General features: G+C 43.4%; 10 protein-coding genes. 2 read left to right on the top strand and 8 right to left on the bottom strand.

All coding sequences use genetic code 11. From position 1 onward, the window contains the following. Nucleotides 1-40 precede the first annotated feature (40 nt). The 8 genes from BM176_RS04480 to BM176_RS04445 form a co-directional block, all read right to left on the bottom strand. Nucleotides 41-1,051, bottom strand: coding sequence for an efflux RND transporter periplasmic adaptor subunit (locus BM176_RS04480; protein WP_090099954.1), 1,011 nt, complete (start codon nucleotides 1,049-1,051; stop codon nucleotides 41-43). A 1-nt stretch (nucleotide 1,052) separates the two neighbouring features. After that, nucleotides 1,053-2,309, bottom strand: coding sequence for a TolC family protein (locus BM176_RS04475; protein WP_090099952.1), 1,257 nt, complete (start codon nucleotides 2,307-2,309; stop codon nucleotides 1,053-1,055). A gap of 230 nt (nucleotides 2,310-2,539) precedes the next feature. Next, nucleotides 2,540-2,746 (bottom strand): exodeoxyribonuclease VII small subunit, encoded by a 207-nt coding sequence (xseB, locus tag BM176_RS04470; protein ID WP_090101636.1) that lies wholly within the window; start codon nucleotides 2,744-2,746, stop codon nucleotides 2,540-2,542. Next, nucleotides 2,724-4,175, bottom strand: a complete 1,452-nt coding sequence (gene xseA / locus BM176_RS04465; protein ID WP_255373434.1) for an exodeoxyribonuclease VII large subunit — start codon at nucleotides 4,173-4,175, stop codon at nucleotides 2,724-2,726. The genes xseB and xseA overlap by 23 nt, the downstream gene beginning before the upstream one ends. A 208-nt stretch (nucleotides 4,176-4,383) precedes the next feature. Continuing rightward, nucleotides 4,384-5,727: an NAD(P)/FAD-dependent oxidoreductase gene (locus BM176_RS04460; protein WP_090099948.1), complete on the bottom strand. Its 1,344-nt coding sequence runs from the start codon at nucleotides 5,725-5,727 to the stop codon at nucleotides 4,384-4,386. Nucleotides 5,728-5,778: 51 nt separating this feature from the next. After that, nucleotides 5,779-7,701, bottom strand: coding sequence for a helix-turn-helix transcriptional regulator (locus BM176_RS04455; RefSeq protein WP_090099946.1), 1,923 nt, complete (start codon nucleotides 7,699-7,701; stop codon nucleotides 5,779-5,781). Between the two features lie 16 nt (nucleotides 7,702-7,717). Then, nucleotides 7,718-9,475, bottom strand: coding sequence for an ABC transporter ATP-binding protein (locus BM176_RS04450; RefSeq protein WP_090099944.1), 1,758 nt, complete (start codon nucleotides 9,473-9,475; stop codon nucleotides 7,718-7,720). A 30-nt stretch (nucleotides 9,476-9,505) separates the two neighbouring features. After that, complete coding sequence (locus tag BM176_RS04445; protein WP_090101634.1) at nucleotides 9,506-9,700, bottom strand: hypothetical protein; 195 nt, start codon at nucleotides 9,698-9,700, stop codon at nucleotides 9,506-9,508. Between the two features lie 509 nt (nucleotides 9,701-10,209). Between BM176_RS04445 and BM176_RS04440 the strand changes: the two genes are divergently transcribed. Both BM176_RS04440 and BM176_RS04435 read left to right on the top strand, forming a co-directional pair. Continuing rightward, entirely contained in the window at nucleotides 10,210-11,751 is a 1,542-nt protein-coding gene (locus BM176_RS04440) for a GH39 family glycosyl hydrolase (RefSeq protein WP_218162144.1), read from the top strand. Between the two features lie 200 nt (nucleotides 11,752-11,951). Then, a complete protein-coding gene (locus tag BM176_RS04435) occupies nucleotides 11,952-14,384 on the top strand; it encodes a glycoside hydrolase family 95 protein (RefSeq protein WP_090099942.1) in 2,433 nt (810 codons plus the stop codon). Nucleotides 14,385-14,391 lie beyond the last annotated feature (7 nt).

Here is a 14,391-nt window from a genome sequence, read left to right as displayed (position 1 = left end):
TCCGAAGCTGAATCATTCAGCTTTATCAGATGATTTAAGATCAGTATCCGAAGCTTAAACCTTTAAGTTGCATCACTCCTCGCACCACTACATTGTCCCCGTTCTTCAGGCCACTGTAAACGGCTATGCGGTCTCCTATCTGTTGTCCTGTGTGTACTTCACGTCTTTCAAAAACATTTGCGGAAGTTTTTACAAAAACGTAGTTCTGTCCATCGGAGGTAAGCAGTGCATCTTTGTTTACGTTAATATCTTTACTGTCTCCTTTTACGTTGAAAGTAACGAGGGCAAACATGCCGGCGCGTATGTTACTATCCGGACTAGCCAGGCGGATACGCATTTTTACCATGCGGGTAACATTATCTATCACATCAGCAATCGCTTCTACATGACCGGAGAATGGTGTATTGGGAAAAGATGATAATGTGATGGTGCAGGGAGAGCCTTTGCTGACATTGCTCAACTGATTTTCCGGTATATCACAGATGATATAGGCGTTGCCAGGAGCTGTATTGCGTAATCCTTCCGGATCAAATCCTGCCGCTTTCAGGCTGGATTCATGTTCTATCAGCTGTGTTTTTTCATTAGCCAGGTTCGTCTGCTCCACAGCCAGGTTGGACTTGGCTTCGAGGATATCCTTCCCGCTGGCAGCGCCGTGATCGTACAGATCCTGTGTGCGGTCCAATTCTATTTTCCGTTGTTTGATATTGATCTCCTGGATATGATTGATGTTAACCTTATGCTGAATCAGTTGTGAATAATCACTTTCCAGGTCTGGATTGTCGAACAATACAATGTTTTGTCCACCTTCCTGAGAGCGGATGATAGTAGCTCCTACTTTTCCGGGAGCACGTAATGTTCCACTGAGTGTAGAATCACCTACCAGCTCCACCGTAAAAAAGTTGGAAGACGCAGTATCAGGGAAAGTGATCAGTTGCCCGTTGTTGGTAATAGTTGGACCAGGGTCATCCGTTACTGTACTTTTTTGTTCCTTATGGCCACATCCCGCCAGCAGGAGAGATGTCACTAAAAAATATCCGGTGATGCGTTGCATATTATAATTGATTTATAAGGCCGGTGGCGAATAATAATTGTATGTAACTCTGGTAGTATGTCTGTAAGGCATCATAGTAAAGCAGGCGCGTATCATACCAGTTGCGCTGGGCATCGAGAAAATCGATGATAGTTGTACCACCACGCAGGTAAGAATATTTTACATTGTCCAGGATCTGTTGTGATTGTTGCAGAATACCTTCATATTTTTTGATATTCTGTTTCTGCACCTGGTAGGTTTTGTAGGACGTTGCTACATCTGCCTGCGCTTGCCGGCGGGTAGCAGATAATTCCTGTTCGGCCTGTTCCTGCTGGATATGTGCTTTTTTGATTTGGCCCTGATTCCTGTTAAAAAAGGGGAGGTCTATAGAACCATAGAATCCGATGTAAGGCACCGAGTTCTGTGGATTGTAGATCACTCCCAGCTGCGGCTGAGGAACTGCCATAGCTTTCTGGAACTTGATGTTGCTACTGCGTTCATCAATGTTGTTCTTTGCCAATACCACGTCCGTGCGGTTTTCCATGGTTTGAGAAATCAGGCTATCCAGCGCAGCTGAGGGTGAAATTGTTTGTACCAGGCTGCTGGTATCAACATCTACATTGCCAGTAGTACCAGTGAGCAGTTGTAGGTTTTGCAGTTCGTTCTGGTAGTCCTGCGCAAATACGCTTAGTTGTAAGTTGTATTGATCCAGTAATACCCTGGTCCTTGACAGATCTGTTTGGGTAATTACCTGGTTTTTGTACCGGAGTTCGTTGATTTTTACCAATGTATCCAGGTTGCTTTTACTATCATTCAACAGTGCCAGCCGTTTTTTTAAAACCCAGCAGGTGATCCAGCTACTACCTACCTGCAGAGAGAGGTTCCTTACATCTTCCTGGTAGGCATTGTTCGCAAGAACTACATCCTTGTTGGCCGTTTCAATCTTATACTTACGTTGGTTGGGCCATTGAATTGGTTTGGTTACCTGGTACCATACCTGCCGGTTATCTTTCGATGACCATCTGGTATCTGGAGCAAAATGATCGGAGCTGATCAGTTGCAGGGTCTGATTGTTCAGATTGGGATTGGGCCTTAGTTTGGCTGTAATAACATCTGCCTGTGAGGCGCCAATATTCATATAGCGCGCTTTTAACACAGGGCTGCTTAATCTGGCAGTATCTATTGCTGCTGCCAAAGTGTAGGTTGTTTGGGCGTTGGTAACATGTTGGATACAGGAGAGTATCAATGTTACTACAGCCATGACAATCGTTCGCTTCATGAGATGTTGTTTGTCCGCGGTTTTATTTATAATTCCAACACAAAGGTTAACAATGGTTATAAGCCAGAGAATATGCAGGCATGATTTTAACCCGTTTTTAATTTAAAAATTAAACTTTATTACGCGTTATTATCAGAGGGATTAACAAATAATGTAGTAGAAATGTTTGATTTATAATGTGTTGTGTGTGGCGCCACACTGGGGATGTGTGGCGCAGGCTGCTTAAAAAATTAAATAGTTTTATGCTCCATTTGCTGGATAATGTTCTCTACTTCTGCCTCAGTGGCACGTAGCCGGGTTTGACAGAAGGTAATAAGTTCTGAGGCGCGTTTCACTCTGGCAGCCAGTACGTCGACAGATACAGACTCTGTTTCTATCTCCCGGGCTATTTCCTGCAGCTCTTTATAGGCTGCTTCATATGTCAGACTCGTTTCCATCGATAATTGTTTTTGAAGTGATTGTAGCATGTACGGCGGCATCTGCCAGTTGTACGGTAATGGAGTCTCCTGTTTCCAATGCGGCAGCACCGGTAACAATCTGTCCATTGTGATATACCATTGCAAAGCCTTTGCGTAGCAGGGCTGCGGGGCTCATGATCCTGATTACAGTAGCATGATGTTGTAATTGCTGTTGTTTTTGCTGCAATAGTTTGCGGGCAAAAACCTGGATATGCTGTTGTATGTGTATGAGTTCCTGCAGGCGTCCCGCTGTTACCTGTCCGGGTTTTGCCAGCAGTTGGCCCGATAGCTGCGTCATAGCAGAACGTTGCCGGAGCAGCAAATGCCTGGCTGCCTGCGGAATCACCTGCCGGCACTGGCTTAATCCTTCTTTATATTCTGTCAGCACATCGCGGGAACGGTTCACGATATGCGCATGCAGGGACGATAATTGCTGTTGCCGGCCGGATACCATTTGCTGCATTCGGATAATGATATTCCGTTGCTCTTTGAGCAGGGCATCTTCAAAAGAGCGGTTATGGGAAATGATCATTTCCGCTGCCATAGTGGGCGTTTTAACAGATGTATGTGCCATCAGGTCTGTGATGGTTTCATTGATCTCATGACCAATACCCGCTATGATGGGAATATGAAAGCCTGCTACTGCTTTCCCTATTTCAAACTTCTCAAAAAGCAGTAGATCTGTTTGAGCACCACCACCACGAATGATTACTACCGTATCGTATATTTTACCGGATGCCCTGATTGCTTCCAGCTGGGCACATACCTGTGCTACATTGGCCTCACCCTGTACCGTAGTGAAGTAATTATCCATGTAAAAAGTATACCCATAGATGTTATTCTGCAACGATTTTCTGAAGTCTCCAAAACCTGCTGCAGAAGAAGAGGTGATCACGGCAATGCGTTGGATCACAGACTTCATCAGCAAAGATTTATTACGGGTGAAATAGCCATCTGCTGTTTTTCGGACAATATCACTGCACTCTGTCACAAGACGTAACAGGGTAGCCTGTTTTTGTTGTTCCAACTGCCCCCTGGTAAAACTGGTATCAATATCCTGTAATGATAGTTTTAATCCATACAGGGGATGATATTCTACTGATACTCTTATCAACAGGTGCAGATCATTTCCAAAACGCTGCCCGGTAACACGTTCAAATTCGGCAATGCGCGCAGTCCCCTGGCTCCAGGCGTTTGCCTGGATCTTAGCTGTCAGCTGATGTGTATGCGGATCCTTTTCTACCAGGTCGAAAAAATGAAACCCTTTGGCCGGATAATAAGAGTGACCGGTAATATCAGCTATCACCCAGAAACTTTTTCCGTTAAAGGCATTTCTGATAGTGCCCTGGATAGCCGCGGTTAATTGCGATAATGTTATGTATGGATTTGTATTCACGTACTGGTGCAAAGGTACGTTTTATCATCTGTGCAAAAAAAACGACTGCCTGGAAAGGCAATCGTTATATACTTCCACGTTATGAAAACAAATCAATAAAAAGCTGCAGTGGCTACTTTCTATGCAAAAGCAAATTATGCGATTGCTCATGTAATAAGGTTAATAACTAGTTAAACAATTCGTTAATTAACCTGCAAACATCATGTCATGAGTCTGGGAATTAGCTACCACTCTCATTATTATTAAATACTTCTTTTGCCCGTTCATCGCCTTTCCGGATGTATGGCCTTATGATTAGCCTGTTGCCTTTATCATAAGTGAACAGGTTCCATATCCAGTTGGTCAGTACAAGTAATTTATTCCGGAAAGTGACCAGGAAACTGATATGTACGAACAGCCAGATATACCAGGCTATCCTTCCTCCAAAAAAAATATTCCCGGGAAGGTCTGCCACAGCTTTACCCCTGCCAATAGTTGCCAGCGAGCCTTTATCGAAATAATTAAACGGTTTTATGGGTTGCTGCTGATGTAGGGCCCACAGGTTTTTGGCCAGGTATTTCCCCATTTGTATTGCAGGTTGCGCCATCCCAGGATGTCCTTTAGGATATTTTTCCTGCTTCATAAGGGCAATATCACCAATGGCGAAAACATTGGAACTGCCTATGATACGGCAGTTGGAATCCGTTAACAACCGTCCGCGTTCCGCCCATTCTTTCGGTAAACCGGGCATAGTTTCTCCGGTTACGCCGGCAGACCATATCACACAGAATGATTTGATAGATTCTCCATCTTTGATCCTTACTGTTTCTCCATCGTAATCCTGTACCATTGTATTGAGCCGGATGATCACCCCCATTTTTTCAAGATCACGTTGCGCACGCGCACTGGCTTTGGCCGACATGGGAGGCAACACCCGGTCAAGGCCATCCAGCAGGTAAATCCTCATTTTGGTGAAGTCCAGCCTGGGATAATCTTTATGAAGGATATGTCTTTTCAGTTCAGACAATGCCCCGGCCATTTCCACACCTGTGGGGCCTGCGCCGATCAAAACAAAGTTGAGTAAATGGTCGGCAATATTTGGATCTGCATTCAAACTGGCCCACTCAAACAACTGCATGAGCTGGCTGCGCAGATTGAGTGCATCGGGAATAGTTTTTAAGGCAGAAGTGAATCGTTGCACATTTTCATTACCAAAGTAATTGGTTTTGGCTCCGCCGGAAATGATGAGGTAATCATATTTCAAATCACCTGCGCTGGTATTAATTGTATTGGCAGCAGGATCTATTGCCTGTACTTTCAACATCCGGAAGTGGACATCCTTTCTTTTATGGAACAGGTTACGGAGTGGACCGGCAATAGAATCGGCCTGTAAGCCCGCAGATGCTACCTGGTAGAGCAAAGGTTGAAAAGTATGGTAGTTGTGTTTATCAAAAAGGACCACCTGGAATTTCTCATCGGATAGGCCCATGGCGGTATTCAGTCCTCCAAAGCCTGCGCCTATGATTACTACCCTGGGTTTTGAAGTATCGGGGATGTTAAGTGCAAGGTGTCTCATCAGTTCCATAGAAGAATGATTTTACAGGATGTGAGCCCAAAAACCATGCCCCCACAGGGATTACACCACTGTACTTAAAAACATATCCAGGCTATCATCTTTTTGCAAATTCAGTTTTTGCTTTAGCCTGTATCTGGCCATACGAATACTTTTGGCTTCTACTGCCAGCCTGTTGGCAATCTCTTTATTTGATAACCCCATCCTGATATAAGCACAATATTTAAGATCCAGTCTGGTAAGCGTTTCGCCTGCTTTTTCCTGTAAACGTGTAATGAATTCCGGATGAATATCTGCAAAGTCAGATTTCGTAGATTCAAACTCCTCATCCATCTTACGACTGTCAGTAATAATACGATCCATTTGCCGGAGTACGGGATCTGTACTATTATGAGTAGTGATCTTTTTCTGTAATGTTTGCAGCAGTTCATTTTTTTCTTCTACCTGCAGAGCGCCTGCCAGTAGTTCGTTCTGCAGGCGTTCCTGCCGCTCCTGCAACAGGAGTTGCTCTGCTTCCAGTCTTGCAGTAGCTTCTGCCTGTAACTGTAATTGTAATTGTGCTTCATGATTTTCAAGCTCCAGTTGTTTGGCTTTGGTTTCATTCAGCAATGACTGAAGATTAGCTTCCTCATGTTGTTTCGTGAGCAGTTGTTGTTTTTGCAGAGACGCTCTGAGCCGGAAATGATAGGCGCGGAAAAAGAAGATCAGTGCGAGCAATGCCGCTACTGCCAGTGAGATATAAAAGAAGTTTAGTTGTTTGTTGAAGGCTGCACGTTGCTGTAATAATGCCAGTTCTTTTTCTCTTTTCTCAGACTCATATTGCGTCTCAAATTTTTTAGCAGTTGCCTGTTGCTGTGCATCAAAGGCTGTTTTATAATAGTCGATATATTGTTTGTAGAAGAGCAGTGCCTGTGCGTTGTTTCCTTTTTTCTCTGCCACTTTAGCCATTGCCTGCATGATCTTTGCTTTGGTAAGACTGCTTCCTAAAGGAAAACTTTCTATTGCTATAAGGCTTAGATTCAGGAATACTTCTGCATCATTATAATTACCTTCCTGTACAGCATAATCACTCAATAGTCCGTAACAACTGGCAACGATTTCCTGCTGCCCTGTTTCTTTACCTAATGCAAGCGCAATGTTAATATATTTTATAGCACTGTCTTTTTTATCAGGATAAAATTCTCCATAAGAATTAGCTGTATTTAATGCTATTAAAGAGAGAGTACTGGGACTGATTAACCGTTGTTTTTGTGCTTGTCCTGTGGCGAGTGCCAGCCTGTTATAGTAAAGTACAGAATCCAGTAAACGACTGTCTTTATTATTTTCGCGGTATGTTATGATGAAGTAGCTGCCTAATGCCTGATAAGCCATGCAGATCTCATCTGGTTTTTGCGAGAGCAGGCCTTTCTGTAAACATAAGCGGGCATATTTTAATTCGTTCTCTGAGTTTTTCCAGTCGCCGTAAATGCCTGCTAAAAAATAATAGATATTGCTCTCGTAGTTATATGCATGTTGTTTTTCCAGATAGCGTAATGCCTGCAATAAGTCATTGACGGCACTGTCGGGCTGATCTGTCAGCATCTGTAGCCATCCTTTGCGGAACCATACAAACCCTTTTGTGATGTTATTATCTGTTTTGTCTGCATACCATACAGCACTATCCGCGGCTTTTCCTGCCAGTTGCATACTATCATTCAGTGCATAAAGGTGTATCAGGCATCCGTAGACGAAGGCCTTGTACTGCTTGTCTTTTAAGCCATTGCTCATTGCAAGGGCCTGTTGTTCCATTCCGATAGCTGTTTTCGGATCACTGCCCCCGGTTATCCGGCCCAGTTGTGCTGTTGTCATGATCCGGGTTTCCACCGTCGTTTCTTTCTTTGCAAGAATCTCTTTCAGGGAGTCTATGAGTATAGACTGTGCTTTCAGTGAATGACATGACAATAAGAGGATAATCCCCAGAAAATAACGTTTACGAATAATTGGCATCTTGGAACAAAAATAATCAGTTTGTCGGGATATTTCTACGTTCGCCTATTTGTTGTCTCCACATGGCATAATAGAGGCCCTTTATTTCCAATAATTCGCTGTGGCTACCCGTTTCCACAACTTTCCCTTTTTCCAGTACATAAATTGTATCTGCATGCATGATCGTGGACAGCCGGTGAGCAATAAGGATATTGATTTGTTCCCTGCGGGCGGAGATATTACGTACCGTATCGGTAATAGCTTCTTCTGTAAGGGAATCGAGTGCAGATGTGGCTTCATCAAAGATAAGAAGCCGTGGGTGACGTATCAGTGCCCGTGCAATGGAGATCCGTTGTTTTTCTCCACCGGATAATTTTAATCCTCCTTCTCCCAGTACGGTATTAAGACCATTGGGAGAACGGGCAAGTAATTGTGTGCAGGATGCCTTATTCAAGGCTTCAATCATTTCTTCATTAGTAGCATCTGCTTTCACGAACAGGAGGTTATCCCGGATTGTTCCTGCAAACAATTGGGTATCCTGAGATACGAATCCTATTTGCCGGCGCAATTGGTTATACCGGATCTCACTGGACGGAATATCATTGAAATAGATCTCGCCCGAAACCGGTTGATACAAGCCTAACAGCAATTTTACTAGTGTGGATTTTCCGGATCCGGAAGGGCCAACAAAAGCCACCGTATCGCCCATCCCTGCATTGAAGCTGATCCCATCCAGTGCATTCTGTGTGGCCGTTTGATGCCGGAAAACGATATCGGAAAAGTGGATCCTGTCCAGCAAACCCAGTTCTATCGGACTGGCAGGGCGTTCTTCCACAGGTTTCTTCATCAGTTGGTCAAACAATTGGAGGGAGCCTTCAGCTTCCCTGTAAAACAGGATGATACTACCCAGATCCTGTAAAGGAATGAAAATGGTAGTGGAGATGAACTGCATGGTGATCAGTTCTCCGGTACTTAATACTTTATGGAAAATGAGCCAAAGCAGGATGAACAGGATAGATTGCCGTAAGAGGTTGAGTGTAGTGCCCTGCAGAAAGGAAAGAGTGCGTACCTGCTTTACTTTCGTCATTTCCAGATCATAAATATTTCGCGTAAAGGTGCGCAGGCGGCGTATTTCGGGGAATGTCAATCCCAGGCTTTTCACCAGTTCAATATTCCGGAGGGACTCTGTAATGGAGCCGGACATCTTCAGTGTTTCTTTGTTGATGGCCCGTTGGATTTTTTTCATTTTGCGGCTAAGCATCCCGGTAAGTGTTCCCAGAACTACTACACCAAAAAAGAATACGGGCACCAGCGCCCAGTGTTTATTGATAGCATACCATATCAGGAAGCCAATTCCTACAGCAGAAGAAAAAAGAATATTGATAAAGGAATTAATGAACCGTTCAGTATCTGTTCGCACTTTCTGTAACAGCGCTACAGTTTCTCCACTACGTTGTTCTTCAAATTCCTGGAAAGATAAGCGGAGGGTTTGTTTGAGACCATCATTGAAAACCTGCATACCAAAGCGCTGTACGATCTTACGCATAACGAAATCCTGGAGAGACCTTGCCAGTCTGGCCACCATGGCTACCGCTATTGCTACGGTCAGCCAGAAAGATACACCCTTTACCAGTTCTTTTTCCGGTCTGCCATCCGGATGTAGCGCATAATTATCAATGATCTTTCCAAAGATCATCGGGTCTATCATTGTCATGATCTGACCCGTTCCGGCCAGCAGCATTGACAATAATATCAGCCAGCGATGGGGCCGCATATAGTTCCAGAAAATCTTCATGCCGCAGTGTGCGCAAAAACTACACCATTATCAGGATGGTTTATCTTTGGTATTCCGGATCAGGCCAATGCCCGCAAAGAAGAAGATAGCACCGAGAATGGAGAAGACGATAATTGTCTTTACACTTCTCTCCGCACCACTGCTATTCAGGAAGTTAACAGCCGACAGGATAAGACCGGCCACTCCTAGTAATGTGAGGATGATGCCCAGTATTCGTTTTTCCATGGAAAGTCTTTTAATAGGATTAGCAAATTGCATGCCCCCTCCTGTCATTACTACAGGGAATCTGGCAAAGTGTTTTTTATCCTGCGACAAAGTGACAATATATGTCCCGAATCCGTATTATCTGATACCGGGCTGATCGATCAGTTAGGAAAGTAATTCTACTCTAAAATAAGTGATACTTGAAATACTTAATATCGTACGCTTGTTGTAAATCAATCAATTGTAAAATATTTTGCAAATAGGTTGATAAATATGTTGAATTTATTGAATGAATTAAGTAATTTAGGAACTGTAGTGAATTTCTATTATATGTTAGTAGTTATCAATGACTTGTGCAAACGTTTGCAACTTTCAGAAAAAGCTGTAACATTGTAATATATTATTCGCATATTTTGGTATTAAATAATCAGCACTATTCCTATGCCGTACTGCGGTATTAATTATGGAAAACAGTCCGGTTGCAAATCAGGGATGAGGCACAGTAGTTTTAAAAGAACCCTATATATATCATGGAAAGAAGACGTTTTCTAAAGCAGGCATTTATTACAGCTGCAGGTACTGCGCTATTGCCTGGGATGATGAAAGGAAATACATTATGGGAACCAATTATTATTGATGGGAAGGCACCGGGGAAGCCTTTTACTCATTTCTGGAGTAAAACTGTAGGTGGAGGCAGGGCAAGTGAAGGATTACGTGCTACCTGGCTGGAGCAGTTACAGTTTAGCAAGAAACAGTGTGGATTTGAATATAGCCGTTGTCATGGAATATTCCATGATGACATGTATGTGTTTAAAAGCAATAATGGAACTACAGTATACAACTGGCAATATGTAGATGAACTGTACGATAAGATGTTAAAATCAGGTGTGAAGCCTTTCGTAGAGTTAAGTGTTTTCCCAAAAGAAATAGCGGGCAGTCAGAGCACCCAGTTCTGGTGGAAAGCACACGTAATGGCACCCTCAGAATTAGTTAAGTGGGGCGATATGATGACTGGTTTTGCAAAACATTGTATAGAACGCTGGGGGATTGAAGAGGTAAGCACCTGGTATTTTGAAGTGTGGAATGAACCGGATCAGCACAACTGGTGGGAAGGTACCAAAGCACAATACTTTGAACTGTATAAAACATCGGTACAGGCAATAAAAGCAGTTTCTCCCCGTCTGCGTGTAGGCGGCCCTGCTACCAGCAGTTTTGGTGCTGATGGTAAAGGCCCGTGGATAGAAGAGTTCCTGGCTTATTGTGCTACTGAAAAATTAGCATTGGATTTTGTGTCTCTTCATCCTTATCCAACTGATGCTGGTATGGCAAGAGAGGTGGATGCTACATTAAAAGATCTGCAATGGTTGAACGGAGTGGTACGCAAGAGTGCATTTCCCCAGGCAGAAATTCATCTGACAGAATGGAATTCCAGTGCAAGCCCCCGCGATGTTATGCATGATAGTTTACCGGCAGCGGCTTATATCATCCGGGTAAATGCAGATTGTATAGGATTGGTAGATTCTCTTGCTTATACATCATTCACAGATGGATATGATGAAACCGGGGCTGGTGATGCTTTTCATGGCGGTGTTGGATTGTTGAACAATCAGGGTATTCCTAAACCATCGTTTCATGCTTATCGTCTGCTGCATTTACTGGGCGATGAAATGCTATATAATAAAGATGGGATTGTAATAACACGTCATAAAGATTCCAAAAGGATCACTGCAATCGTGTATAATTACCCGACTGGTATAAGGACAGTACCAACTGGTGCTCCAGAGCAGATACTGAATATGGGAGAAGAGCGTGCCTTTAATTTAAAATTGACAAACGTGCATCCTGATGCGCGCTTTAATGTAGAAATACTGGATCGTGATAATGGAAATGCTGTACATTCCTGGAAAGATGCCGGCAGTCCGGAAGTGCCAACAAAAGAACAGGCGCATACTTTGCAACAGATGGCAATGGCTGTGAGAGAAGAACAAATCCTTGCTAGTACTACAGGTGTATTACAGGTAGGTAAATCATTAAAATCATGGGATGTTGTACTCATTGATGAATTAGCCTAGTAACCGGAAAATATTCCGGTGCTAAGTAATAAATAGCAGGATAATTATATTGTGTAAAATAATACTGACAGGTCGAAATTATTATTCCGGAAATATTTATCAATTAAAAATAATCCGGAATAATACTGTTTATTAATGAAACGAAAAATATAACAGGTAAGCAGGATTGAGTCCCCTGCTTACCCGAAATAATTCCATTTATGAAAAAATTAACCCTTCTGTTCGTGAGTCTGCTCACGCTGAAAACATTTGCACAACAACCCCTGAAGTTATGGTACCGGCAGCCCGCCGGAGATACGTGGACAGCCGCATTGCCAGTTGGTAATGGCCACCTTGGTGGTATGGTGTTTGGTAATCCCGGCATGGAAAGGATACAGTTGAATGAATCAACCGTATGGACCGGTAGTCCTAATCGTAATGATAACCCCGATGCTCTGGCGGCATTACCGGAAATAAGAAAACTAATCTTTGCCGGCAAACAGAAAGAAGCACAGGACATTGCAGGACAAAAAATACAGAGCCGTACCTCAATGGGGCAAATGTTTCAGCCGGTGGGCAATTTGAACATCATTTTTCCCGGTCATGAAAACTACACAGATTATTACCGTGAACTGGATATTGAAAAGGCAATAGCAACCACTACCTACACTGTAGCAGGGGTGCATTATAAAAGAGAAGTTTTTGCCTCTGTTCCTGCACAGTGTATCATTGTAAGACTAACGAGCAGTCAGCCGGGAACATTGACTTTTAATGCTTACTTGTCTACACCGCAGAAGAATGCTACTATCAAGGCCAATGGTAAAGACCTTGTAGTGAATGGTACTACTGGCAGTCATGAAGGCGTGGAAGGAAAGGTGAACTTTCATGGTATTGCGAGAATCACCACCCCTGATGGAAAGATTTCCACTACCGATACTGCTGTGAGTGTTAGTCATGCCACGACAGCGCTCATCTATATTTCCATCGCTACTAATTATGTGAACTATCATGATTTGAGTGCAGATGCTGTAAAACGTGCGGTAAGTTATCTCCCAACTAAACCATATCCGCAATTATTAAAGGAACATATAGCTGCATACCAGCATTATTTTAACCGGGTGCAAATAGATCTGGGAACAACTGATGCTGCCAATGCGCCCACAGATGAACGACTGCTGAATTTTTCAAAAGTGAATGATCCGCAGTTCGTGGCATTGTATTTCCAGTTTGGCCGTTATCTGTTGATCTCCTGTTCACAACCCGGCGGACAACCAGCCAATTTACAGGGCATCTGGAATGGTGAAATGTTACCACCATGGGATAGTAAATACACCATCAACATCAATACAGAAATGAACTACTGGCCGGCAGAAAAAGACAACCTGCCGGAGATGCATCAACCTTTGATCCAGATGGTAAAAGAGTTGTCTGTCACCGGGCAGGGAACAGCACGGACAGTATATGGTGCAAGAGGATGGGTAGCGCATCATAATACAGACCTGTGGCGTATCACAGGGCCGGTAGATAAAGTTTTTCATGGTATCTGGAGTATGGGAGGGGCATGGTTAAGTCAGCATCTATGGGAGAAATATCTGTATAACGGAGATCAGAAATATTTAGCGGATGTATATCCTGCCATCAAAGGTGCTGCAATGTTTTTTGTAGATGACTTACAGGAAGAACCTACACATAAATGGCTTGTCATCAATCCCGGCACTTCTCCTGAAAATGCACCTAAAGAAAGACCAGGAGTTTCTTTTGATGCAGGCACCACAATGGACAACCAGATTGTATTTGATATGTTAAGTGCGGCTATTAATGCAGCAGAAATATTAAAGAAGGATGCTGCGTTTACCGACACATTGAAAATGATCCGCAAACGTCTGCCTCCTATGCAGATAGGGCAATATGGGCAACTACAGGAATGGCTGCATGATCTCGATGATCCGGAAGATCATCATCGTCATATCTCACACTTATATGGATTGTTTCCTTCTTCACAGATTTCTCCCTATCGTACACCTGCATTATACAGTGCAGCGAATACAACTTTATTGCAACGCGGAGATGTATCTACCGGCTGGAGTATGGGCTGGAAAGTAAACTGGTGGGCACGTTTACTAAATGGTGAACATGCATTGAAATTAATCACGAACCAGTTAATGCCTGTAGGTAAAAAAGGTGGAGGTACTTACACCAACCTGTTTGATGCACATGCTCCATTTCAGATAGATGGTAACTTTGGATGTACTTCCGGTATCACAGAAATGCTGATGCAGAGCTATGATGGGGCTATTCAATTATTACCTGCCTTACCGGCAGCATGGGCAGGAAAAGGAAGCATTAAAGGATTACGTGCCAGGGGAGGATTTGAAATTATGGAGCTTGAGTGGAAAGATGGGCAGGTAGTGAAATTAATTATCAAAGCTAACCTGGATGGTAACTGCCGTCTGCGTGTGCCGAATAAGTTGAAATCCGCTGGTGTGGCACTGAAAGAAGCTTCAGGAGATAATCCTAATCCATTCTATCAGACACCTGTTGTTGCTCAACCCCTTGTTGTGAATCCTGCAAAAGTACAACCGCTTACATTGCCTGCTACTTTTCTATATGATGTGCAGGCACAAAAAGGTAAATTATATGTTTTTGAAAAGTAACTTTAGT

Origin of the sequence: Chitinophaga sp. CF118, assembly GCF_900112615.1 — a bacterium.
Classification (GTDB): domain Bacteria; phylum Bacteroidota; class Bacteroidia; order Chitinophagales; family Chitinophagaceae; genus Chitinophaga.
Note: the sequence above shows the minus strand (reverse complement) of the source record. Positions and strands in the feature narration are given on the sequence as shown.